This is a genomic window from Clostridium sp. Marseille-P2415, assembly GCF_900155545.1.
In the GTDB taxonomy this organism is placed as follows: Bacteria; Bacillota; Clostridia; order Lachnospirales; family Lachnospiraceae; genus Lacrimispora.
In genome coordinates this window covers 2,527,850-2,552,659 of the sequence record NZ_LT732526.1, presented here as the reverse complement: position 1 = coordinate 2,552,659, position 24,810 = coordinate 2,527,850, and the positions used below count along the sequence as shown (strand labels likewise).

At 45.3% G+C, this 24,810-nt stretch carries 23 protein-coding genes and 1 tRNA gene; 17 read left to right on the top strand and 7 right to left on the bottom strand.

Annotated elements, in window-relative coordinates; genetic code table 11:
- Nucleotides 1-414: 414 nt before the first annotated feature.
- Nucleotides 415-696 (top strand): hypothetical protein, encoded by a 282-nt coding sequence (locus tag BQ9856_RS16565; protein WP_077612028.1) that lies wholly within the window; start codon nt 415-417, stop codon nt 694-696.
- A gap of 349 nt (nt 697-1,045) precedes the next feature.
- On the top strand, nt 1,046-2,026 hold the full coding sequence (locus BQ9856_RS16560) for a tyrosine-type recombinase/integrase (protein ID WP_268875595.1): 981 nt from the start codon (nt 1,046-1,048) through the stop codon (nt 2,024-2,026).
- Nucleotides 2,027-2,208: 182 nt separating this feature from the next.
- On the opposite strand, the gene BQ9856_RS16555 is transcribed toward BQ9856_RS16560, so the two are convergent.
- Nucleotides 2,209-2,280 (bottom strand) — tRNA-Arg (locus BQ9856_RS16555).
- Nucleotides 2,281-2,392: 112 nt separating this feature from the next.
- Between BQ9856_RS16555 and BQ9856_RS16550 the strand changes: the two genes are divergently transcribed.
- The 13 genes from BQ9856_RS16550 to argH all read left to right on the top strand — a co-directional run bounded on the left by BQ9856_RS16550 (nt 2,393) and on the right by argH (nt 16,806).
- Nucleotides 2,393-3,211: a hypothetical protein gene (locus BQ9856_RS16550; RefSeq protein ID WP_077612027.1), complete on the top strand. Its 819-nt coding sequence runs from the start codon at nt 2,393-2,395 to the stop codon at nt 3,209-3,211.
- Between the two features lie 64 nt (nt 3,212-3,275).
- Complete coding sequence (gene queA, locus BQ9856_RS16545) at nt 3,276-4,343, top strand: tRNA preQ1(34) S-adenosylmethionine ribosyltransferase-isomerase QueA (protein WP_077612026.1); 1,068 nt, start codon at nt 3,276-3,278, stop codon at nt 4,341-4,343.
- Between the two features lie 146 nt (nt 4,344-4,489).
- Nucleotides 4,490-4,957, top strand: coding sequence for a cupin domain-containing protein (locus tag BQ9856_RS16540; protein WP_077612025.1), 468 nt, complete (start codon nt 4,490-4,492; stop codon nt 4,955-4,957).
- 375 nt (nt 4,958-5,332) lie between these two features.
- Nucleotides 5,333-5,461, top strand: a complete 129-nt coding sequence (locus tag BQ9856_RS25480; RefSeq protein WP_268875594.1) for a hypothetical protein — start codon at nt 5,333-5,335, stop codon at nt 5,459-5,461.
- A complete protein-coding gene (locus tag BQ9856_RS16535; RefSeq protein WP_077612024.1) occupies nt 5,458-7,167 on the top strand; it encodes an ABC-ATPase domain-containing protein in 1,710 nt (569 codons plus the stop codon). Before BQ9856_RS25480 ends, BQ9856_RS16535 begins: the two co-directional genes overlap by 4 nt.
- Nucleotides 7,168-7,189: 22 nt before the next feature.
- Complete coding sequence (locus BQ9856_RS16530; RefSeq protein WP_077612023.1) at nt 7,190-7,852, top strand: redox-sensing transcriptional repressor Rex; 663 nt, start codon at nt 7,190-7,192, stop codon at nt 7,850-7,852.
- 17 nt (nt 7,853-7,869) lie between these two features.
- A complete protein-coding gene (locus tag BQ9856_RS16525; protein ID WP_077612022.1) occupies nt 7,870-8,787 on the top strand; it encodes a LysR family transcriptional regulator in 918 nt (305 codons plus the stop codon).
- 125 nt (nt 8,788-8,912) lie between these two features.
- Nucleotides 8,913-10,103: an iron-containing alcohol dehydrogenase gene (locus BQ9856_RS16520; RefSeq protein WP_077612021.1), complete on the top strand. Its 1,191-nt coding sequence runs from the start codon at nt 8,913-8,915 to the stop codon at nt 10,101-10,103.
- A gap of 146 nt (nt 10,104-10,249) precedes the next feature.
- Nucleotides 10,250-11,047, top strand: coding sequence for a sirohydrochlorin cobaltochelatase (locus BQ9856_RS16515; protein WP_077612020.1), 798 nt, complete (start codon nt 10,250-10,252; stop codon nt 11,045-11,047).
- Complete coding sequence (locus tag BQ9856_RS16510) at nt 11,044-12,045, top strand: FAD:protein FMN transferase (RefSeq protein WP_077612019.1); 1,002 nt, start codon at nt 11,044-11,046, stop codon at nt 12,043-12,045. The genes BQ9856_RS16515 and BQ9856_RS16510 overlap by 4 nt, the downstream gene beginning before the upstream one ends.
- A gap of 91 nt (nt 12,046-12,136) precedes the next feature.
- A complete protein-coding gene (locus tag BQ9856_RS16505) occupies nt 12,137-12,565 on the top strand; it encodes a GtrA family protein (protein ID WP_235839234.1) in 429 nt (142 codons plus the stop codon).
- Nucleotides 12,566-12,580: 15 nt separating this feature from the next.
- Complete coding sequence (locus tag BQ9856_RS16500) at nt 12,581-15,436, top strand: YfhO family protein (protein WP_077612017.1); 2,856 nt, start codon at nt 12,581-12,583, stop codon at nt 15,434-15,436.
- Nucleotides 15,433-16,806 (top strand): argininosuccinate lyase, encoded by a 1,374-nt coding sequence (gene argH / locus BQ9856_RS16495; RefSeq protein ID WP_077612016.1) that lies wholly within the window; start codon nt 15,433-15,435, stop codon nt 16,804-16,806. The genes BQ9856_RS16500 and argH overlap by 4 nt, the downstream gene beginning before the upstream one ends.
- A 54-nt stretch (nt 16,807-16,860) precedes the next feature.
- Here the strand turns inward: argH and BQ9856_RS16490 are convergent, their stop codons facing one another.
- From BQ9856_RS16490 to BQ9856_RS16465, 6 genes are all read right to left on the bottom strand, one after another.
- Nucleotides 16,861-17,604 carry an ABC transporter permease gene (locus BQ9856_RS16490; RefSeq protein WP_077612015.1) on the bottom strand — a complete coding sequence of 248 codons (744 nt, stop codon included), beginning with the start codon at nt 17,602-17,604 and terminating at the stop codon, nt 16,861-16,863.
- Nucleotides 17,591-18,325: an ABC transporter ATP-binding protein gene (locus tag BQ9856_RS16485; RefSeq protein ID WP_077612014.1), complete on the bottom strand. Its 735-nt coding sequence runs from the start codon at nt 18,323-18,325 to the stop codon at nt 17,591-17,593. The genes BQ9856_RS16490 and BQ9856_RS16485 overlap by 14 nt, the downstream gene beginning before the upstream one ends.
- 69 nt (nt 18,326-18,394) lie before the next feature.
- Nucleotides 18,395-19,144, bottom strand: coding sequence for a MerR family transcriptional regulator (locus BQ9856_RS16480; RefSeq protein ID WP_077612013.1), 750 nt, complete (start codon nt 19,142-19,144; stop codon nt 18,395-18,397).
- Nucleotides 19,145-19,229: 85 nt separating this feature from the next.
- Nucleotides 19,230-20,108, bottom strand: coding sequence for an L-serine ammonia-lyase, iron-sulfur-dependent, subunit alpha (gene sdaAA, locus BQ9856_RS16475; RefSeq protein ID WP_077612012.1), 879 nt, complete (start codon nt 20,106-20,108; stop codon nt 19,230-19,232).
- 18 nt (nt 20,109-20,126) lie between these two features.
- Complete coding sequence (sdaAB, locus tag BQ9856_RS16470) at nt 20,127-20,786, bottom strand: L-serine ammonia-lyase, iron-sulfur-dependent subunit beta (protein WP_077612011.1); 660 nt, start codon at nt 20,784-20,786, stop codon at nt 20,127-20,129.
- A gap of 37 nt (nt 20,787-20,823) precedes the next feature.
- Nucleotides 20,824-21,621, bottom strand: a complete 798-nt coding sequence (locus BQ9856_RS16465) for a histidinol-phosphatase HisJ family protein (RefSeq protein ID WP_077612010.1) — start codon at nt 21,619-21,621, stop codon at nt 20,824-20,826.
- Between the two features lie 249 nt (nt 21,622-21,870).
- On the opposite strand from BQ9856_RS16465, the gene BQ9856_RS16460 reads away from it, so the two are divergent.
- On the top strand, nt 21,871-23,541 hold the full coding sequence (locus BQ9856_RS16460) for a Na/Pi cotransporter family protein (RefSeq protein WP_077612009.1): 1,671 nt from the start codon (nt 21,871-21,873) through the stop codon (nt 23,539-23,541).
- 156 nt (nt 23,542-23,697) lie between these two features.
- Nucleotides 23,698-24,729, top strand: coding sequence for a type I glyceraldehyde-3-phosphate dehydrogenase (gap, locus tag BQ9856_RS16455; protein ID WP_077612008.1), 1,032 nt, complete (start codon nt 23,698-23,700; stop codon nt 24,727-24,729).
- The last annotated feature ends 81 nt before the right edge of the window (nt 24,730-24,810 follow it).

The window sequence follows — 24,810 nt, the reverse complement described above, 5'->3', positions numbered from 1 at the left end:
TAAGATCTTCAAGTTTATGCGATGTAACATCTTGCTTGATTTCTAGAACCTCTATCATATCGGACAGATTGTGGATATCAGATTTCAGATCTCGTATGTCGTCCTTTAGCGGTTTAATTCTTTCGTCCATTAATTCCGCTATGGCTTTCAAATCTTCATTGGTCAATGCCATAATATCAGCCCCTTTTTTATGATTACCCTATTAGATATAAGGATTATATCATAGCAAAAGTGTAAAGTCTATTAAATTATCACTTGAGTTTCCACAGATTTATCCACAGAGGCTCGAATTTATGACTCCTTCTATAAACAACTTTAAAAAATGCTTAAAATATAAGGAATCTTCTTCCTTTTCATAGTAAAATTAAGCTGCAAAACAAAATCTTCACTAAACAAAAAAGAGGAGGATTCCTTATGGCTCATTTTACTACAAATACTTACATTTTAAAACGGGAAATATTAACTTTTTTAAATAAAATTTCCCGTAAGCTTTCCAAACCTGACAGAAAGTTTACTGCTGACACCACTTATGGCATGTTAGCTTCCGGCAGCTGCCTTTTGACTGATGATTGGAATGAACTATATGTACAGTCATGTAACGGGTTTATGAAGCAGTCTAATATCGTTGAGTCGTTAAATAATTATGAATTTCGTGATGATGGGATATATCTAAATGGTGCTAAAATTACTAAATGATTAAGAGAATCTGCGCATCTTACGGCATCATAATACACACAGAGCCGGCTATTAAATATAGTTGGCTCTTTTACATATATGGATTTAAGGATAGGGGGAACTATATGGAAAAAATTTATTACAACAAAGCAGACTTACAGGAAATCTTTGCATGGTCAAATTGATTGTCTATGCTCTTTAATTTTGGAAAGGATTCTTAAGAAAGGATGGACGATATGAGTATCGGTATGTAGCCGGTAAGAGGCCGGATGGAAAGGCGTTATATAAGTCTTTTACTGCTAAAACCGAAAGAGAACTTAAACGTAAAATTAAGGAATATAATGAGGACAGGACTAAATATACTGTAAAAGTGGAAGCCACATCATTCCGGGACTATGCAGAATTTTGGATGAAAACAGTTAAATATCCTATATTAAAGCCAGTGTCATATGATCGTTTGGAGCAGACGTACAATACTGTCTGTAATTACATAGGCTGTATTCAACTAGGAAATGTATCATCAGAAGACATTCAGGCAATGATAAACGATTTATCGTCCACAAAGGCATATTCTACAGTCAAGAAGCATTATGAATTTGTTAAAGGAGTATTCCAGTGTGCTTACAATTCTCAAAATATAACCTTTGATCCATGCCCTGCTGTTCAATTGCCGATTGAACGTAATATGAAGGTAAAAACGAAAAAGACAGAAATTTTGCCGGAAGACATAACTGAAAAAATGTATGAGTTCAACAATACATTACGACAGAGTAATAATCAGTTCTTCAAGCATATGCCAGTTCTGCTGCTGATTTTAAATGCAGGAATGCGAATTGGCGAGGCGTTAGCATTGGAATGGGACGATATTGACTTTAAGAATAAAGGTTTAAGGGTAAATAAAACCTTAACTAAGGCAAAAGAACGTGATGATAAAGGATATGTTGTGGGAAAGAGTAAAAAGACTTTTTGCGATATTACGAAAACAGAATCAGGCAATCGGTTGATACCTTTGAATGACATGGCTATTTCTCTTCTGAAACAAATTAAGGATTATAATAAGCTCAAGAATATTAAGACTGACCATGTTGCAAGCACAGTTGATGGAGGATATGTGTCAGAACGGAATATTCTCAGAACATATAAAAATGTTCCAGGTATTGTAGGGGCAGAGGATTATACGATTCACGCACTCAGACATACCTTTGCTTCCCGTTTGTTAAAGGCTGGAACAGAAATAAGCGTTGTTAGCAAACTTCTGGGACACGCTGATATTAAAACTACATACAGCACATATATCCACGTTTTAAACGATCAAATGACAAATGTAATGTCCGGTATTTCCAAGGTTTAAAGGGATTATTTTGACCCATTATCTCATCCATTATAGACCCATTATATTTCAGTAAAAATCAGAAAAAACCAGTAAAAAGTAGTAAAATCAGGGAAACAGTTAGGATTGAGAAAAACTAATAAAGCCGAGAAAACCTTGTAAAATAAAGGCTTTTAGAGGGTTAAAATTAGATAAACAAAAAGTGCATCTGATAGGAATCGAACCTACGCACGCGGCTCCGGAGGCCACTGCTCTATCCACTGAGCTACAGATGCATCTTTTACATTCTACTATAGATTCTTTTAAAGCGCAAGAGTATTTGTTGATTTTTATCTGTTTTTTTGTTAGAATGAAGAGGAGATTGATTCTCCAGGAGGTCAAGCCCATATGAAGGACTTATTAGAAAAATGGAAAAAGGGCTCAAAAGAAGAAACCAAACGGGTTTTAAAATTTCTGGCCATTCCGCTGATAGCGATAGTATTGATAATTGTCGTAGTTATATTGGATAAGCCCGGTCAGGAAGGTAAGGAGCCGGAAAATGTTTCGGCGGCAGCGAAAGGCTCGCCTGCAGGAGATGAGGAAGGTACGGCGAAAGAGCCTGTAAAAGCAGATTTTACGCTTCAGGAAGAGGCCATACCGGAGATCCATGATTTGATGGAGGCTTATTTCAAAGCCAGAGAGACTTGTGATGCGGATGCACTCTCAAAAGTGTATGGCGGTACGTGTACTCAGGAGCAGCTGAATGACCAAAGTGCCAAGATGGAAGAAGAGGTGAAATTTTATCAGAGTTTTGAGAATCTGGTATGCTATACAGCCCCCGGCGTGGAGGATGGCGACTATGTGGTTTATGCAAGGTTTGATATCAAATTCCGGCAGGCGGAGACCTTAGCGCCCAGTCTGATCGTATGCTATGCGAAGACTGCTGCGGATGGAGGCCGTTATCTGGTTGCTGATACCAGTGCAGAGCAGTCCCAATATATGGAGGAGGCAAACCGGTCGGACGGAGTGCAGGCCATGGCAAAAGAAGTGAACGATGGCCTTGAGAAGGCCTTAAAGTCTGACGAAAATCTTCTGGCTGTCTATCATATCCTGATGGATGGAACGGAAGAGCCGGAAGGGACAGACAACGCCCCGGGCACGGAAGCGGATTCTGCAGAAGAGACAGAAGCCGTTCCGGATTCAGGCAGCGAACCGGATAATATGTAAAACAGATGCTTCTCTGCGTGGCACCGTGCAGAGGGGCATTTTTGGCAAAGGAGAGAATTACTTTATGAACGTTAGAGACTTTTATTTTGATTTGCCCCAGGAACTGATTGCACAGGATCCGCTGGAGGACCGGTCTGCTTCCAGGCTTCTGGTATTAGATAAGCATACCGGGGAGATAGAACACAGGCATTTTAGAGATGTTCTTTCTTATTTAAAAAAAGGGGACTGCCTGGTCGTTAATGATACCAAGGTGATTCCGGCCAGACTGTTCGGTGTCAAAGATGGGACAGAAGCAAAAATAGAAATACTATTATTAAAAAGAAGAGATAACGACGTTTGGGAAACCCTTGTAAAGCCTGGGAAAAAGGCAAGGGTGGGAACTGTGATTTCCTTTGGTGACGGGCTCTTAAAAGGTACGATAATCGATGTGGTGGAGGAAGGAAACCGGCTTATCCGGTTTACCTATGAGGGGATATTTGAAGAAATTCTGGACCGTTTGGGGCAGATGCCGCTGCCGCCCTATATCACCCACCAGTTACAGGATAAGAATCGTTACCAGACTGTTTATGCAAAACATGAGGGGTCCGCAGCCGCGCCCACAGCCGGACTGCATTTTACAAAGGAACTGTTAAAAGAGATTGAGGATATGGGAGTTTCCATCGCTCATGTGACCCTTCATGTAGGTCTGGGTACCTTTCGCCCGGTGAAGGTGGATGAGATTGAGGAGCATCATATGCATTCCGAGTTTTATGTGGTGGAAGAGGAAGAGGCTAAAAAAGTCAATGATGCGAAGAAAAACGGCGGCCGGATCGTATGCGTGGGCACTACCAGCTGCCGTACGGTGGAATCCGCCTCTACGGAAGCTGGAATTCTGAAGGCAGGAAGCGGATGGACGGAAATCTTTATTTATCCAGGATACCGATTTAAGCTTCTGGACTGTCTGATAACCAACTTCCACCTGCCGGAATCTACCCTGGTGATGCTGGTTTCCGCGTTGGCCGGACGGGAGCATGTGCTCCATGCTTATGCGGAAGCAATCAGGGAGCGGTACCGTTTCTTCAGCTTTGGTGATGCAATGTTTATAGGAACGACCCCAAATGTTAAAAATGTAAGCAAAAACGAAAATCAGTAATATTTCACGAAGAGAAAAATAGAATATTGAGATAAGAGAAAGCCCAAGGAAACATAGGTATTCCAGGAGCTTAACTTAGATAGTCAGCTAAATCTTTAGTATTCTATCCGTAAAAATTAATTATATTTACGAAGGGGGAACTATATTTGGATATAAATAGCGTGGATAAATTATCAAAACAATATATTTGGCAAGATGCTGTTGGTCTTATTACAAAATCACTGGGTGAAGCAGCAGGAAGTCAAAAAATTTATGTAAATATTGATTATGTCCCACCCAAAGCGTACAGTACGAAATATCACAGCCATTCACAGCAGGAAGAATTTTTTATGATCCTTTCCGGAACGGGAACTCTACGCCTTAATGATGAGGAAAAAACCGTTAGACAGGGGGATTTCATAGCAAAACCGGCAGGAAAAAATATTGCCCACACATTTTATAATTCTGGTAACGACATTTTGACCATTTTGGATGTTGGGACAAATGAAAGTGAGGATACCTGCTATTATCCTGATGCCGATATGTATATGCAAAAATCTAATGGATTAAAACGAATTTTTAGTGGAGCCAATTTAAATACTTCATGGTCGCCAGAGCCGAATCCTAAAGAATAAAGATAATCTGAATCTAAATAGCTGAATACGATAAAGCTATTAGCTATCAAATTAGGTTAGTAGTTTTTTATGTAGCAATCCAGTCGGGAAAACTGAAATTTTTAGTATAAACAAGGGGGAAGGAAAATTGACATTATATACATGATATGCTACAATATATTTAACAAGACAGCCGGAAGATAGCTCAAGCCTATCCGTTCTGGTGAATAAAGATTAAAAAATAGCGCTTATCCGACCAGAGACAGGGCGCTATTTTTTATGTGTATAGTTGAGAATAGAAGAAGTGTTTACAGCAGTAGTTGCATTATAAAAGTATTTAAGGTAAAATTTTAAAAGAGCGAATACTAAAAAATAATTGAAAGTGGATGTTATAAAATGGGTAGAAAAATAAATGCTACAAAAGTAAGAAAAAATGCCGCCCCTGCAATCATAGGGAATACCATGTTTATTACGGATCTTCATGATAACAGACAGGAGCGGGAATCCTGGAGGAGGGGAGAATGAAAGCATCCGAAGATTTGAGACAGTTTCTTCGTTCCATAGACAGGAAAGGGTATCCTGCCTATAAGGGGGCGAAGGGAGAATACCGTTTTCCTGATTATGTGCTTTCTGTTGACCATGTACAGGGAGATCCTTTTGCTTCGCCTTCCAGAGTCAGCATCCGCGTGGACGGGAAAAGAGCGGGGTTTCCCGCTGCCTCCTATGACCGGTATTATAAGAGAATTGCCCTTGAGGATTATCTCTTAAGGCGTTTCGGGGAAAAGGTGGAACCGTTTCAGTTTAAGGCAAAGGGGTCCGGGAAAAGCGGTCTTATTACAGTAAGCTGTCCGGGCCAGGAGATTTTAGAGCGGACGGCCTGCTGCATCCGGGAGGCGGATGGAAGCCTGCTGCTAAGACTGGAAGTCGGGTTCCCGGCCAATGGCAGGACGATTAATTCTGCGGAGCTTATAAAAATACTTTTTGATTTTTTGCCTGCCTGTGTAGCTGAGACCTGTTTTTTCGGAAAATATACGGTTGAAGAAAAAATCCGGGTAGAAGAAGTGAGAAAGCTTTCCGAAGATCAGGAAGAGATAAGGAGGCAGCTTGCAGCCATGGATCTGGCGGCGTTTGTAGCAAACGGTTCTATTCTTCCGCGCCAGTCCGGCGTGTCAAAAAAGCCTTTAAAAAAGGCGGTGCCCTTTCAGGCTCCTGAACGTATGGAGGTGGAATTAAGCCTTCCTAACCGAGGAAAGATAAAGGGAATGGGCATTCCCAAAGGCGTTACTCTGATCGTAGGAGGAGGCTATCACGGAAAATCCACGTTGCTGAAATCTCTGGAATGCGGCATTTACAATCACATTGCAGGGGACGGCAGGGAACTGGTGATCACCGATGCTTCGGCTGTGAAATTAAGAGCTGAGGACGGAAGAAGCGTCAGGGAAGTGGATATCTCTCTGTTTATAAAGAATCTTCCCGATAAACGGGACACGATCCATTTCTGTACAGAGGATGCCAGCGGAAGCACCTCACAGGCCGCCGGTGTGGTGGAAGCCATGGAAAGCGGAGCCCATGTGTTTCTGGTAGATGAGGACACCAGTGCCACTAACTTTATGATAAGGGATCAGCTGATGCAGCAGGTGGTGAACCGGGAGAAAGAGCCTATCACCCCTTTTATAGAACGGGTAAGGGGACTTTATGACCAGAATGGGATTTCTACCATTCTGGTCGCAGGGAGCTCAGGGGCTTATTTCCATGTGGCCGATCATGTTATCCAGATGGATTCTTATCTGCCGAAGGAAATTACCGGGCTTGCAAAAGAAGCGGCAGGAGCTTATGGGGAAGAAGTTCATTCTCTGCCAGTGTCTTTAGTGAGCCTTCATCGCGTTCCCTCCGGTCTGCACACAGGAGGAAAAGAGGAACGTTTCCGGATGAAGGTCTTAGGACGGGACAGCCTTAAAATTGGCCGGGAAGTGGTGGATCTGCGGTTTGTGGAACAGCTCGCGGATACGGAACAGATTGCAGCACTGGGTTATTTCCTGAAATATGGGGCAAGTCATTTGATCAACGGTAAAAGGACGCTGGTCCAGGTGGTGGATGAGCTGGAGAAAAAGGTCAGGGACCACGGACTGGCTTCTCTGGAAGAGGACGGCTATCTGCCTGTTGATCTTGCACTTCCAAGAAGGCAGGAGATTTTCGCAGCATTTAACCGGTGCCGGAGTTTGATGTTTTAAAGGAGGGGCAGGGGACATACCTATGGAAGAGAAAAAACATATGGTCGGAGGCATTTCCAGGAAGACTCTGGAACGTCTTCCGGTATACCATCATTACCTGGAGCGGAAATGCAGGGAAGGAGCAGAGACAATATCAGCGCCATCCATTGCTTTGGATCTTCAGCTTAATGAGGTTCAGGTACGCAAGGATCTGGCAATGGTGACAAGGACAGCCGGAAAACCTAAAATGGGATATCTGGTGAAGGATTTAATCGGGGACATGGAAGAATTTCTGGGCTATCACAATGCAAACCAGGCCGCGTTGGTGGGAGTGGGATCTCTCGGTAAAGCCCTGCTGTCTTATAAAGGATTTGAACAATACGGGGTGGAAATCGTCATGGCTTTTGACTCGGATGGAAGAAAGGTGAATACCAAAATCGGAGGAAAGATGGTCCTGCCTCTGGAAAAGCTTGAAAATCTCTGTCAGAGAATGAACATTCACATCGGCATCATTACGGTTCCGGCGGAATATGCCCAGGATGTATGCAACCGTCTGGTCGCCGGAGGTGTGAAGGCAGTCTGGAATTTTGCCCCCATCCATCTGGCCGTACCGGATCACGTGCTGGTGCAGAACGAGAACATGGCCGTGTCACTGGCAGCTCTGTCCAAATATCTTTACGAGGCGGATAAGGAAGGCGGGCAGTAGACAAAGGAGGAAGATGATTGAATACTGTATTATTAAAATATGCCGTAGAGGTGGAAAAGACGGGTTCCATTACCCAGGCGGCGGCCAACCTTTATATGGACCAGCCGAATTTAAGCAAGGCGATCAAAAGTCTGGAAGAAGGCCTTGGCGCACCCATTTTCAAACGGACTCCCAAAGGGGTGATTCCTACGGCCAGAGGAAGGATTTTTCTGGAATATGCCAGAAATGTCCTGGTCCAGATCGAGGAAATGGAACATTTATATAAGCCGGAACAGGGGAACGGAATGGAATTTTCCCTGTCAATGCCCAGGGCCAGTTACTTAAGCTATGCTTTTTCCAGATTTATCCGAAATCTGGGCCATGAGGAAATCATGAATGTGTGGCTGCGGGAAACGAATTCTGCAGATACCATAAGAGATGTGGAAACAGGGGAATATAATCTGGGAATCATACGGTACCCTTACGCTTCTGAAAAATACTATGCCCGGACAGCGGCGTCAAAAGGACTTGTGCCTGAAACGGTTTTTGAATATCCGTCAAGGCTTCTCATGTCAGCAGACCATCCGCTTGCGGGGAAGAATGACATTGAACCGGAAGATTTGATGCCATACATTGAGATTACCCATGGTGATGGAACATCGGGCCCCAGGGAAGATCATGAAAAAGGGAAGAAAATTCCGGAATCCTCAAAGCACATCTACATATTTGAGCGGGGGAGCCAGTTTCAGCTTCTGTGTGAAGATCCGGATACGTACATGTGGGTGTCCCCTATGCCGTCGGAAATTCTTACAAGGTTTCATCTGGTGGAGCGGCATTGCAGAAAACAGGCCGGAAAATTCCGGGACGTTTTAGTATACCGGAAGGGATACCCTTTAACGGTCTGGGATAAAAAATTCTTAAAAGAACTGGAAACAGTGAAAGAAACTTTATCATAATCTGAATGTTAAATATATATCAGTATTTATATACTGATATATATTTTTTTACCTTTGTATTTCCTGTCCAATTGAACTACAATATTACACAGAAAGTACTGGAGATTCATAAGGAGGGTTTTACAATGGCTAGATTTACATTACCGAGAGACTTATATCACGGAAAAGGCGCCCTGGAAGAACTAAAGAATTTGGTAGGAAAAAAGGCAGTCGTGGTCGTTGGCGGCGGTTCGATGAAACGTTTTGGATTTCTTGATCGGGTTGAAGCTTACTTAAAGGAAGCTGGAATAGAAGTAAAGCTGTTTGAAGGAGTGGAACCGGATCCAAGTGTGGATACGGTTATGAAGGGCGCTGAAATGATGCGTCAGTTTGAGCCGGACTGGATCGTTGCGATCGGCGGGGGTTCCCCCATTGATGCGGCAAAGGCTATGTGGGCGTTCTATGAATATCCGGAAACCACATTTGAGGATTTGTGCATACCATTCAATTTCCCGACCCTGAGAACAAAGGCAAAGTTCTGCGCCATTCCGTCTACTTCCGGTACTGCTACCGAAGTTACGGCATTCAGCGTAATCACAGATTATAAAAAGGGAATCAAGTATCCGCTGGCAGACTTTAACATCACACCGGATGTAGCGATCGTTGATCCGGATCTGGCTGAGACAATGCCGCAGAAGCTGACTGCACATACGGGTATGGATGCGTTGACTCACGCGATTGAAGCTTATGTATCGACCCTTCATTGCGATTATACCGATCCTCTTGCGCTTCATGCGATTAAGATGGTACATAATGACTTAATTGATTCTTACAACGGAGATACGGAAGCACGTGCCCGCATGCATAATGCCCAGTGTCTGGCCGGAATGGCATTCTCCAATGCTCTTTTAGGCATTGTTCATTCCATGGCTCATAAGACAGGCGCTGCTTACTCTGGCGGACATATTGTGCATGGCTGTGCAAATGCCATGTATCTGCCGAAGGTAATTAAGTTTAATTCCAAGGTTCCCGAGGCTGCAAAGCGCTATGGGGAGATTGCCCGCTTTATTGATTTAAAGGGCAATGATGACAAGGAACTGATTGATGCATTGATCGCAGAAATCCGTTCCATGAACGAAAAGCTGAATATTCCCACCTGTATCAAGGAATATGAGGGCGGAATCATTGACGAAGCAGAGTTCAATGAAAAATTAGCGTCAGTAGCTGAGTTGGCAGTAGGTGATGCATGCACCGGCTCCAATCCAAGACCGGTTACTCCGGCCGAGATGGAGAAACTGTTAACCTGTTGTTACTATGATAAAGAGGTAGATTTTTAAATAATCTCCGAAAAATGAATGCAATGTGTGTCATGGGCGCAGAACCTTTTGGTTTTGCGCCCATGGTGCGTGAAAAGGGATTTGACAGCAAAATTCATCTGTGATATGGTAGTCAGGAAAATGGAAAGAAAGCATGGGACGGAAAGATGAAACAGGCAATTTTAGTAGTGAGCTTTGGGACAAGCTATAATGAAAGCAGGATAAAAACCATTGAGGCCATTGAACGGGCCATGAAAGATGAATTTGCGGATTACGAGTTACGCCGGGCGTTTACAAGCCGGATCATCATAGAGATACTGAAAAAGCGGGACGGCATCTATGTAGACAGTGTACCGGAGGCCATGGAAAAGCTGGCAAAGGCCGGATATGAACGGGTTATCATACAGCCGACACTTGTCATGGGCGGGGAAGAGAATGACTGTATGCTGGCTGCGGTAAAAGAATATGAGGAACAGTTCGACCGGGTTGTATGCGGAAAACCTCTGCTTTCCGAGGAAGAGGATTACCAGAGGCTTTCTGATATATTAGCAGATGATACAAAGGAATATGACCGGGAAGGAACGGAGATTATATTAATGGGCCATGGCACAGAACATGCGGCCAATGGTACCTATGAACGTCTGGCCGGAGTTTTCCGTCAAAAAGGTTATGGCAGGTATCATATCGGAACCGTGGAAGCCGAGCCGTCATTTAAAACCGTAAAAGAAGAGGTAGGGAAAACGGATTCCAGCCGGATGGTATTGCAGCCGCTTATGATCGTTTCCGGCGATCACGCCCATAACGACATGGCCGGAAGGGACGCAGATTCCTGGAAAAGCCAGCTGGAGTCTGATGGATACCAGGTGGTCTGTCTGTTAAAAGGCATGGGAGAACTGGAAGGAGTCCGTCAGATGTTTGTGGATCATGCAAAGACGGCGCAAAGGAAGATGGAGGATATGGGATGAAGAAAGGAAGAATCGTTGTTTTAACCGCCGGCCTGGTTATGTTTTTGCTTACCGGATGTGAGAGAAAGGTGGAGCCGGTCAGCAAGTCCGGCTTTATGCTCAATACCTTTGTGACTGTGACGCTCTATGATAAGGATGATCCGGAAATATTGAATGACTGTCTGGATTTGTGCCGGTCATATGAGAATATTTTCAGTAAAACCCTGGAAGGAAGCGAGGTCTACAAGCTGAATCACAGGCCTGCCGGGGAACAGGCCGTAACGGTATCAGCGGATGTGGCTGCATTGGTTTCCAAAGGGCTTTCTTATTCCCAGATGTCGGACGGAGCCTTTGATATAACCGTGGAACCGTTGTCATCGCTATGGGATTTCACTTCTCCTGATCCTGTGATCCCGCCAAAGGAGGACATCAGGCAGGCAGTGGAGAAAGTGGATTACCGGAATTTAAAGCTTGAGGAAAATACCCTTACTTTTTTATCAGCCGATACTTCTCTTGATTTTGGGGCAATTGCCAAAGGATATATTGCAGACCGGATGAAGGATTACCTCCTGAAACAGGGAGTGAAAAGTGCGGTCATTAATTTAGGCGGAAATGTTCTCTGCGTGGGGCAAAAGCCTGATGGCACTCCTTTTAAGGTCGGGCTTCAGAAACCATATGCGGACCGGAACGAGACCATAGAAACGCTGGATATCAGGGATATGTCAGTGGTATCCTCCGGTGTTTATGAACGCCACTTTGAAAAGGATGGGGTGAACTATCATCATATTTTAAATCCAAAAGACGGTTATCCTTATGAGAACGGTCTGGTGTCCGTCACCATTTTATCAAAGCTGTCCGTAGACGGAGATGCCTTATCCACCACCTGCTTTTCCCTGGGGCTGGAAAAAGGGATGGAGCTGGTGGAATCCATGGACGATGTGTACGGTGTGTTTATTACAGATGATTATAAGATCCATTATTCTGACGGTGCCAGGCAGTTTCTGGCAGCGAAGCCATAGAATCCCTTTACAATTTCCTCTCCCTATAATACAATGGGTACAAGTGAGATTCATGATCCAATAGTAGAAATGTAAATTTACAGGAGAAAAGATGATGATTAAAAAAATATGGGACAAGGTCATGAACCGTGAAGTCATTTCCTATCTGTTTTTTGGAGTGCTGACAACGCTGGTGAACTGGGCTGTCTACGCCGGGATGGTGAAGACCGGCATCGATTACCGGATCGCAACAGCGGCTGCGTGGGTGGTATCGGTCCTGTTTGCCTTTATTGTAAATAAAATCTTTGTTTTTCAAAGCTATGACCTGCATCTGGGCTTTGTCATGAAGGAAATCGTTTCATTTACCGCATGCAGAGCAGCGTCAGGCGTCATGGAAATGGTTTTTATGGTGATGATGGTTTCCTGGCTCAATATGGATGAATATGTAAGTAAAGTACTGGTATCCATAGTTGTTGTGATTGTAAACTATGTATTCAGCAAGCTTTTCATATTCCGTAAGAGTGAGGAAAAACCCCTGTAAAGAGAGGTAAATGAAATGGAACACGATGACGAGATTGAAAAGATTTCAAAAGAACTAGAGGATATGCTAAGGATGACATCAGGTGAAAAAGAAGATACAGCAGGGGATAAGGTTTTGAAAGCCGGGGAAGAAGAGAAGGCGGAAATTCTCAGATCCCATGGGGAAGAGGCGGCTTTGGATTTTAATGAGGCATCCATGCCGGGGATACGTCTGGATATTCCGGTTGAAGGTATGGAAGAGCTGTTTGATGAAGATATGGAATATGCGGAAGAAGAAAGAATAAAGCCGGATCCTATTGATGAACACATAGGGCTGGAGGCCTTAAACGAAAGTACGTCCCGGAAGAAAGAGCGGAAACACTCCAATCTGGTGAAGCCTTCCGATGGCCTTGCGGCAGCGTTCTTTGTGCCAATAGCTATCATGATCATCATATTTGCCCAGCGCGGGATTTTTCCGTTTGGTGAGGAGAGCTTTCTTCGGACCGATATGTATCATCAGTATGCCCCGTTTTTTTCGGAGTTCCAGTACAAGCTGACTCATGGAGGAAGTCTTCTGTATAGCTGGGATATCGGCATGGGCGTGAACTTTGCGGCTCTTTATGCCTATTATCTGGCAAGCCCTTTGAATTGGCTGATCGTCCTTTGCCCGAAGAACTATATCATAGAGTTCATGACTTATATGATCGTTTTTAAAATCGGGTTAAGCGGTCTTACGTTTGCCTGGTATTTGCGCAGGCATAATAAAACCAATGATTTCGGAATCGCCTTTTTTGGCATCTTTTATGCGTTATCCGGATATATGGCAGCCTATAGCTGGAATATCATGTGGCTGGACTGCATCTTTCTCTTTCCGCTCGTCATGCTGGGATTGGAACGGCTGGTCAAAGAAAAGAAGTGTTTCCTATATTGTATAACTCTTGGGTTATCGATTTTATCTAATTATTACATATCTATTATGATATGTATATTTATGGTATTCTATTTCGTTGCGCTTCTCGTTTTAGAAGGAAGGGAGCCATGGAAGGAAATTTTTATTCACACAGGGCATTTTGCCTTGTTTTCCCTGTTGGCCGGAGGGCTTGCGGCGGTCGTTCTGCTGCCGGAAATTTATGCACTGCAGTCGACTGCTTCCGGGGATTTTAATTTTCCGCAGACCATTAGTTCCTATTTTTCCATATTTGATATGATAGCAAGACATCTTCCGGCAGTGGAGACGGAAATCGGACTGGATCATTGGCCAAATATCTATTGCGGAGTGGCAGTCCTCATGTTCTTCCTTCTGTACCTGGGCTGCCGGCAGATCCGGCAGAGGGAAAAGATTGTGATGTGTACGCTGCTGCTGTTTTTCTTTGCCAGCTTTTCGATAAATGTGCTGAACTTTATCTGGCATGGATTTCATTATCCGAACAGCCTGCCATGCAGACAATCCTTTATCTATATTTTCCTGATGCTGCTTGTGTGTTACAATGCTTATATCCATTTGGATGAAATTCCATGGAAGCATGTGGTATTGGCCTTTTTTGCTTCGGTAATTTTTGTTTTGATGGCCCAGAAGCTGATCACCGATGAAGCTTACCATTTTTCCGTATTTTACGCAGCCATTTTGTTCCTTTCCGTTTATGCCGGACTCATAGGTTTGTACCAGAGGGGAGTCAGCAGAAATGTGCTGGTCCTTTTGACTCTTGGCGTCATTTCCTTAGAAGCGGCGGTCAATACTACGGTAACCAGCGTGACAACCACCAGCCGGACCGGTTATGTAAAGGACAATAAAGCCTCCTCGGACCTTGCGGACAGCCTGATGCCCAATGCTTCTTTTTACCGGGTGGAAAAGGTAACCCGCAAAACCAAGAATGACGGAGCCTGGCTGAACTTTCCGACGGTATCCTTATTTTCGTCCACTGCCAATGCGGATCTTTCCAGTTTCTTTAAAAAACTGGGCTGCGAGAGTTCTACCAATGCTTACAGCATTACAGGAAGCACACCTCTGGTGGATGCTCTGTTTGCGGTCAAATATGCGCTGTATTCCGAAGAGGCAGAGAATACAGGCACTTCGGCCATGATTTCCATGAAAGATGAGATGTATCTCCATGAGAATACCTATGCATTGTCTCTGGGGTTCATGGTTCCTTATGACCTGGAGAACAACTGGCAGCTGGAGCTTACAAATCCGGCGGAGGTTCAGAATGATCTTTCTGTGGTTTTAGGAGCCGGCCCCGTGCTGTCGGAGGTTCCAAGCGAGATTTCGGGAACGAGCTTTACCTTTACACCTGAGGCCGATGGGGACTATTATGTGTTTGTAAACAATAAGAAGGTGGAAAAGGTAACTGCTTTTATAGGAGAAAGGACCAGGAGCTTTGAAAATGTGAGCCGCGGATATTTACTGGAGCTTGGGTTTTTAAAATCAGGAGAGCAGGTCACACTCCGCAACGATGACAATGAGCAGGATCTGGTGGCAGCAGCCTATTGTTTTCTGCCGGAGGGGCTTCAGTCCGTGTATAATATTTTAAACCGGAATCCCTTGAAGCTCACAAAATGGACGGATACTCAGATCCAGGGAACCGTAGAGGCCGAGCGGGCCGGACTTTTGTATTTAAGTATTCCTTATGATAAGGGCTGGACCATCAAGGTTGACGGAAAGACAGTGGAACCCTATAAAATATTTGATACGTTTTTAAGTGTGCATATGACTGCAGGAAGCCACGAAGTTTCTCTTGAATATATGCCCCAGGGCTTAAAAGCCGGCGGTATGATCACGGCAGGAACGGTTCTGATTCTGCTGGTTCTTGCAGGGGTGTCCGTAAAAAAAGACCAAAAGCGCAGGCCTATGCGGGTTCATTCAATTAATAAAGGGAAGAGGAGATCTGAATTATGAAACTATGGGGCGGACGCTTCACAAAAGAAACCAATCAGCTGGTTCACAATTTTAATGCATCCATATCATTTGACCAAAAATTCTATCATCAGGATATTGAAGGCAGCATTGCCCATGTAAAGATGCTGGCGAAACAGGGGATTCTTACGGCCGGGGACAGGGATCGGATCGTAGAAGGCCTTTTGGGGATCAGAGCCGATTTAGAGAGCGGAGCCTTAACCATTACTTCCGAGCATGAGGATATCCATTCCTTTGTGGAAGCAGTCCTAACGGAGCGGATCGGAGAGGCGGGAAAACGTCTTCACACCGGGCGCAGCCGCAATGACCAGGTGGCTCTGGATATGAAGCTGTATACAAGAGATGAGATTGATGAACTTTCCGGACTGGTAAAGGGTCTGCTAAAGGAACTTCTAAAGCTGATGGAAGAGAATCTGGATACTTATATGCCCGGATTTACCCATTTACAGAAAGCACAGCCAATCACCCTGGCCCACCATATCGGAGCTTATTTTGAAATGTTTGACCGGGATGATTCCCGGCTTCACGATATTAAGAAGAGAATGAATTACTGTCCATTGGGCTCCGGCGCTCTGGCCGGAACCACCTATCCCCTGGACCGGGAATATACGGCAGAGCTTCTTGGCTTTGACGGACCGACCCTTAACAGCATGGATTCGGTAGCTGACAGAGATTATCTGATCGAGCTTTTAAGTGCATTGTCGACCATTGCCATGCATTTGAGCCGGTTTTGTGAAGAGATCATCATCTGGAATACCAATGAATACCGTTTTGTGGAAATTGATGATTCCTACAGTACCGGAAGCAGCATCATGCCCCAGAAGAAGAATCCGGACATTGCAGAACTGATCCGCGGTAAGACAGGCCGGGTTTACGGTGCCCTGGTATCCCTGCTTACCGCCATGAAGGGCATACCGCTGGCTTACAATAAGGATATGCAGGAAGATAAAGAGCTGACCTTTGATGCCATTGATACGGTAAAAGGCTGCCTTGCCCTGTTTACGGGAATGATTTCCTCCATGACTTTCCGCAAGGACGTAATGGAAACCAGCGCAAAGAATGGCTTTACCAATGCCACAGACGCAGCCGATTATCTGGTAAATCACGGTGTGGCCTTCCGGGATGCCCATGGAATCGTGGGACAGCTTGTGCTGTTCTGCATTGAAAAGGGAATTGCCTTAGATGATATGAGCCTGGAGGAATACAAGGCCATCAGTCCGGTTTTCGAAGAAGATATTTATGAGGCCATCAGCCTGAAGACCTGCGTGGAAAAGAGGATGACAATCGGAGCGCCGGGTCAGGAGGCAATGAAAAAGGTGATTGGGATTTATAAGAAAAAACTTGAAAATTAAAGCATGGAAAAAACCGGGAAACAGCAGGAGTGAGAGGCTGTTTCCCGGTTTCGTTTATTCCCATCGAAAGAATTTTAAAGAAATGCCCATGCAGAGGACAAGAAGAGCTGCCATGATCATGATTGAAAAGGCGACGTGTTCCATCGGTAATCCCAGGGAAGCTGCCTTTAACAGCTTGATTCCCTGTGTCAGGGGCAAAACGTCAGAGGCCTTTTTAAGTGCTGCCGGCATTACTTCATAGGGAAGCGTGGCTCCGGAAAGGATCAGCATGGGAAAGTACAAAAGGCTGGCTGCAATACTGGCTGCCTTGGTATTTGGTGCGATACCGCCCACCATAACACCAATGCTGAACATTGAGAGCATAACAAAAAGGAAACTGATAAGAAAACTTACCAAAGATCCGTTCATGCGGTAACCGAAAAATGCTTTTGCAGTACCGTAAATAAGCGTCAGGGAAGCAATGGAATAGAATGCGTAAATGGCGATATGAACCGCTAAAATCATGATAGGTCTTACCGGCGTCACTTGAAAACGCTTCAATATTTTCTTATGGCGGTAATCGGATATCAGCAGCGGCAGCCCCATGACGCCGCCCGCACAGATGGAAATCGTTGAGAGCGCAGCAAAGGACTGTTCTAAAAACGTATACTCCGCGCCTTCGAAGGCCGGTTTTCTTCCATAGATGATACCCAATACAACCACCATAACAACCGGAAGGCAGATTGCAAAGATAAACATGTCCATCCCGCGGAGGGACAGCTTCAGTTCTGTTTTGAACATGGCTTTAAATGGCCTCATGGATCAGTACCTCCTCACCGGTATACCAAAGGTAGGCATCTTCCAGTTTTTCATAAGGGCTTGCCTCAATGGCTTCTTTTACGGTTCCGTAGAATACGGTCCGGCCTTTTTTGAGGATCATGATTCTGTCACAGAGGAACTCTACTTCATCCATGAAGTGAGAGGTTAAGAGAACCGTAAGGCCTTTTCGTTTTAATTCAGCAAGGTATTTCCATACATCCCGTCTTGCTTTTGCATCAAGACCTGTTGTGAGCTCATCAAAAAACACAACCTCAGGATCAGGGATCAGCGCAAGAAGAATGAATAGCCGCTGCTTTTGCCCGCCTGACAGTTCCGATACAGGACTTTTTTTCTTTTCGGAAAGCTGGAACTGCTGCAATAGGTTTTCATAATCCTTTGCCTTTTTATACAATGACTGGATTTCCTCACACAATTCTTCCACCGTGATTCTGTCCTGATAGTTGGCTTCCTGAAACTGTACTCCGACATGCTCAAATAATTTTTTCCGGTCAGCGGCCGGATCCATGCCCAGAATCGAAACCGTTCCCTTCTCCGCCCGTCTGGTCCCCAGGAGGCACTCTATGGAAGTGCTTTTCCCTGCTCCATTTGCGCCCAATAAACCGAATACCTCACCCCGGTATACCTCAATGTTGAGATTTTCAACGACCGGGAGCCCATGATAGGATTTGCACAGATTTTCTGCTTTTAACGTTGGTTTCATTTTCTTCCTCCTTATCGATTTGTAGAACAATCATAACACTGGCGCAAAGGCTGGTGGGAAAGTGGAGGGTTAAGAAAATTTACGTTTCATTTTTACCAGATGCTTTTGGATCAATTGCGCATTGGTTTCTGCGTGGTTAAGGGAGGTCAGAAGATTGTCGCAGGCAGTTAAAATATCATCGTTCCCCTGTGGGGCATCTATGGCAGCCCGGATATTGGCGCCCGGATCGGAAGAAAGGATATGAAGCATGCGGAGAATGGAGGCAAGGGAATAATTGGCACAGCGCAGGGAGCGGATGATTTTCAGCCTCTTTAAGTCCGGTGAGGTATAAACCCGGTATCCATTTTTCTTTCTTTTTACGGTTAACAGTCCATTCAGTTCCCAGTTCCTTAATGTATCGATGGAAATGTTCAGATAATCGGCGGTCTGTTTGCGGGTAAGGCAGCAGCTCCCGGTATCTGTTTCTGAACCGGTTAAAATACGTTCTGCGATCAGGATCGCGTCTTCAGCATTTCTTTTTTCTTCTTTTAACTGTTCTAAATAGTCCCGGGTAAGTACCAGTGCCCTGTCAAAGTCCTGATTTGCGGAAGCTTTTATGATTTTTACAGCCTTTTTCCTCAGGCCGTTTTGAAGCACCTCAACCTGAAAGGCGAGACGGGCAATGTAGAACTGTTCCACGTGCAGGCCCGTAAATATTCGGTATCCATTTTCCAGCCTGTCAGGTTGTGAAATAAGCTTTAGGTCTTCGTAAAGACGTACGGTATTTGGATGGATTCCGATTATTTTTGCTATTTCTGAAGTTGTATAGGTATCCTTCATGTAAATCCCTCCTTTCTGTTTTTCATATTAACACAGAAATAAAGTCTGGTGGATTAGTGGAGGGTTTGCAGCAGGAAAAAAATGCCTATCCGAAGATCTGCCTGCATAAACGGCAGCCGGTCGGCGTGGCAGCAAGCCCGCCTTCTGCTGTTTCCTTTAAGGATGTGGACATCTGCTGTCCCACCTGTTTCATGGCCAGGATCACCTCATCGGCGGGAATGGCGCTTCTAATGCCGGCACATGCAAGTTCCGAAGCAGCAAAGGCGTTTGCAACTCCCATGGCATTCCGTTTGATGCAGGGAACCTCCACCAGCCCGGCAACCGGATCACAGACCAGACCCAAGGTATTTTTTAAGGCAATGGCGCAGCTGTCGGAAACCATCTGGGGAGTGCCGCCAAAGATTTCTGTGAGGGCGGCAGCAGCCATAGCAGAAGCTGAGCCCACCTCGGCCTGACAGCCTCCCTCCGCACCGGCAATGCTGGCACATTTGGCAATGACCATGCCAATGGCGGATGCGGTAAACAGGGACATGATGATATCGTGTTTGGGCAGCTTGTATTCTTCCATGACAGAAATAAGGGCTGCCGGAATGACGCCGCAGGAGCCGGCTGTGGGCGCTGCCACGATCTGCCCCATGCAGGAATTGTATTCCGTAACTGCAAGAGCCATGCTGATGGCGTTTCCGAATAAATGTCCGTAATGGTTCCGTCCCTCATCTACCGCCTTCTTTAACCTGGCGGCTGCACCGCCGGAAAGCCCGCTGGATGAGCGAAGCTTCTCATCCATCCCGTTTGAGACGGATTGTCTCATGACTTCAAAGCTCTTTTCCATGGTGGAATAGACGGCTTCCTCCGTGGATTCCATGTCCCCGGCCTGCTGCTCCAGAACGATCTCTGCTATTTTTTTATTGGACGACAGGGCGGTGTTCACCAGTTCTTCTACAGATTTATATTTTAATTTCATGGGTTCCTCCTTACCGGATCAGCTTAATTTTAAAAGTATGGTGTGATACACATGAGGAAGAGTCCGGATCCGGGAGACCAGAGACTGGTCAAAACCGGAGTCCATTTCAATGGTCATAATGGCTAATCCTCCCTTTTCCTGCCTGTTTAAGCGGATGTTGCAGATATTGGCATGACCGGCAGCCACCAGACCGGTAACATGGGCGATGATGCCGGGAACATCCTGATGCATGACGATCAGGGTGGTGTTCTGTCCGGTAAAATATACTTCCATGTCATTTACCCTGGTAATGATGATGTTGCCGCCTCCTACTGATGATCCCTGAACCGAAATGCTGCTGTCTTCCGGAGAGGTGAGGGTAATAAGAACTGTGTTGGGATGGGCATCTTCTATGGTTCCGGTGCGGATCGTGACAGAAATCCCCTGTTCCTCTGCCGTTTCAAGGCTGGTCCGGATTCCCGGGTCCCAGGGGTCCATTTTTAAGATTCCCCCTACAATGGCCTTGTCCGTACCGTGGCCTTTATAGGTTTTTGCAAAGGAGCCATGAAACAGGATGTCCGCCTTTTTAACAGGGGCATCTAAAAGCAGGGCAGCTGTTTTTCCAATGCGGGCCGCGCCGGCCGTATGAGAGCTGGAAGGGCCGATCATAATGGGGCCGACGATGTCAAATACATTCATGTTGTTTCTCCGATTCCAAGCACTGAGGCTCAAAAATTTACAGCGGTTTGAATTCCGGCTTACGTCCCCGGAATTCCGTATAATAGGAAAATCCGCATTCCAACAGAAGTTTTCTGGCTGTATGAAAGTCCGAACCCAGATCTTCCGGTATATGGGCGTCTGAACCGATGGTCAGGATTTCCCCGCCCAATTCCCGATAGCGTTTTAATACCTTTCTGCATGGGTTTGGCTGTCCAAGGCCTTTTCGGAAGCCGGCCGTGTTGCATTCGATCCCTTTGCCGCGTTCAATGATGGTTTTCAGGATATCATCCAGAATGTCCCGGTACGCTTCGTAGCTGTAAAAAGCTGATTTATTAGGACCGTAGCGGACAATATAGTCAATGTGTCCTGCTGCATCGTAAGCATCTAAATTCTTCACATTATCCAGTGTGACCTGGAAATACTGAAGATATGCTTCCCGTTCGTCCCTTCCTTCAAAAAATTCCGGATAAGCAGGATCCTTCCTGTTTACGAAATGAGTGGAACCGATAACAAAATCAAAGGGCTGGCTTGATAACAGTTCGTTAAAGTATTCTTTTAAATAGGGTTGAAGTCCAAGTTCGATCCCTATGCGGAGGTCGATCCGGTTTTTATATTCTTCTTTTAATGCGGACATGGCCTCCATATACCGGTCCACTTTAAGGGTAAAATCAATGGCAGATTCCACATCATAATCATGGTGGTCGGTAACGCAGAGGGATTTCATGCCAAGACTTATGGCCTGTTCTAACTGGGTGCGCATGGGGGTGTCGGAGTCTCCTGAAAAATTCGTGTGAAAATGATAATCTGGCAGCATAAGGTTCTCCTTTCGATGGGCATTGGTGTTTCGGAATCTAATAATCAAGTTCATTATAATCAATCCAGAGGAGAAAAGCAACGCAGGGAATCGGGCGCTTTACCTAAATTTCACCAAAACTTTACATATTTTATAAAAAGCGTTGAAAAAACAATTCTGTCTATGCTATTATTTTAAACGGTACCGTTTTGGCAAAAGCCGGAAGGTGCTTCAAATAAAATATTTATAGTGGTTACAAGGAGGTAACACATGTCTGTAAATGACATATCAAGTCTGTTTGGTTTCATCGGGGGACTGGGAATGTTCCTGTATGGCATGAACACCATGGCGGACGGCATGCAGAAAACTGCAGGAAGCCGTATGAGCCAGTTTTTGGGAATGCTTACAAACAACCGTTTTATGGCAGTGCTCCTGGGAGCGCTTATAACAGCCATAATCCAGAGCAGCGGAGCAACCACGGTCATGGTGGTGGGCTTTGTAAGCGCAGGAGTCCTGAATCTGACTCAGGCGGTAGGCGTTATCATGGGCGCTAATATCGGTACCACTATTACGGCCTGGATCGTATCCATGAATCAGCTGGGAGATGCATTTTCCATTTTTCAACCCTCCTTTTCGGCCCCTCTTTTAATCGGAATCGGGGCGATCCTTCTGCTGTTTGGGAAGAAGCAGAAAATGAAAACCATAGGCGAGATACTGGTGGGCCTTGGCATGCTGTTTGTCGGCCTGGATTTCATGTCCGGAGCAATTTCTCCTTATACCGATGCTCCTGTTTTTTCAGAAGCGTTCCGTATTTTGGGGAGAAATCCTTTGCTTGGCATGCTGATCGGTGCTGTGGTGACAGCACTTCTCCAGAGTTCTTCCGCATCGGTAGGGATCCTGCAGACCCTTGCCATGAACGGTGTGGTTACCACCAATGCCGCTATTTTTATCACTCTTGGACAGAACATCGGTTCCTGTGTAACTGCGCTGCTTTCCAGCATCGGCGGTTCCAGGACGGCCAAACGTGCCGCTGTGATCCATTTGTCCTTTAATGTGATCGGGGCTGTTGTATTCGGAATTGCTGCCCTTATCTTTTTTATGGCTTCCCCGGTTCTGGCTGCCCATAACATCACAGCGGTTCAGATTTCCATTTTCCATACGATTTTCAACCTGACGAACACATGCCTTCTTTTTCCATTTGCAAAACAGCTGGTGAATCTGTCCGGATTCTTCATTCCGGAGAGCCGGAAGGGTGAGGAGGAATCAAAGGATGAAGAAGCTGAAACCATGAAGCACCTGGATGAGAGGATCTTTGAATCCCCGGCCTTTGCAGTTGAAACAGCCTCCATGGAGGTCGTACATATGGGGCAGATTGCCATGGAAAATGTGAAACGTGCCATGGATGCGGTCCTGACGAAAAATGCGGATGAGGCCAATGCTGTGTATAAAACGGAAAAGACGATTAATAATATGGAAAAGATGCTGACCGAATATCTGGTCAAAATCAACAATCTGTCCCTGACAGAGGAACAAAAACTGGTAGTCAACAACTTATTTTACAGCATCAACGACATAGAACGCGTGGGCGACCATGCGGAGAATCTGGCGGAGCAGGCGGAATATATGGCCCGGCATGATATCAGCTTTTCCGATACCGGTGCTGCCGATCTGGATATCATCTGCCAGGCAGCTTACAAGTCCTTTTTCCATTCGATCGAAGCCAGGAGAAGAGGCGATATGGATGATGTCCGCAAGGTGAGCCAGTACGAGGATCAGGTGGATATTCTGGAGGAGGATTTAAGGGAAAAGCATATTGAAAGGCTTTCCACCGGTGAATGCAACCCTTCGGCAGGCGTTGTGTTCCTGGACTTAATCAGCAATCTGGAGCGTATTTCAGACCATGCCTATAACCTGGCCGGCTACGTAAAGAACGAGATGTAAAGAAAGAGTAAGGATTTCAAATAGGAGTCTATCGGAGAACTTTCCTGTAAAATAAAAAAAAGGACTTGCTATTTACTGGATTATTAGGTAAAATAAAGGGTAGTTGATTATTATTTAACAATCAAATTTAATTTTATTCTTAGGAGGAATTGAATTATGGCAGTAAAAGTAGCGATTAACGGTTTCGGACGTATTGGCCGTCTTGCATTCAGACAGATGTTCGGTGCACAGGGCTATGAAGTAGTAGCTATTAATGATTTAACAGATCCAAAGATGTTAGCACATTTATTAAAATATGACACTGCACAGGGCGGATACGCCGGACACTACGGTGAGAAGCTTCACACGGTAGAAGCTTCCGATGATTCCATTACCGTTGATGGAAAGACCATCAGGATTTATGCTGAAAAAGAAGCTTCCAATCTTCCATGGGGACAGATTGGCGTAGATGTAGTATTGGAGTGTACCGGATTCTACTGCTCCAAAGACAAATCTCAGGCTCATATAAACGCAGGCGCTAAGAAAGTTGTTATCTCTGCTCCGGCAGGCAGCGATTTACCGACAATCGTTTACAGCGTAAATGAGAAGACATTAACAGCAGATGACAAGATCATCTCCGCTGCTTCCTGTACTACAAACTGCTTAGCTCCTATGGCAAAGGCTCTTAACGATTATGCACCGATCCAGTCCGGTATCATGAGCACGATCCATGCATACACAGGCGATCAGATGATCCTTGACGGACCACACAGAAAAGGCGATTTAAGAAGAGCAAGAGCAGGTGCTGCCAATATCGTTCCAAACTCCACCGGTGCGGCAAAGGCAATCGGCCTGGTTATCCCGGAATTAAACGGCAAGCTGATCGGTTCTGCACAGCGTGTTCCGGTGCCCACAGGTTCCACAACCATCTTAACTGCAGTTGTTAAGGGTGCGGATGTTACCAAGGAAGGCATCAACGCAGCGATGAAGGCAGCAGCAAGCGAGTCCTTCGGATACAACACGGATGAGATCGTTTCCTCTGATGTTATCGGAATGAGATTCGGTTCCTTATTTGATTCTACTCAGACCATGGTATCTAAGATCGGTGATGATTTATATCAGGTTCAGGTTGTTTCCTGGTATGACAATGAGAACTCCTATACAAGCCAGATGGTTCGTACAATCAAGTACTTCGCTGAATTAGGCTAATGATCCACGAAGGGTCCGGTCGTTAAGGACCGGACCCTTTATTTGTGCGGGTAACGAGCCAAACGGACATGTTTGCGTGAG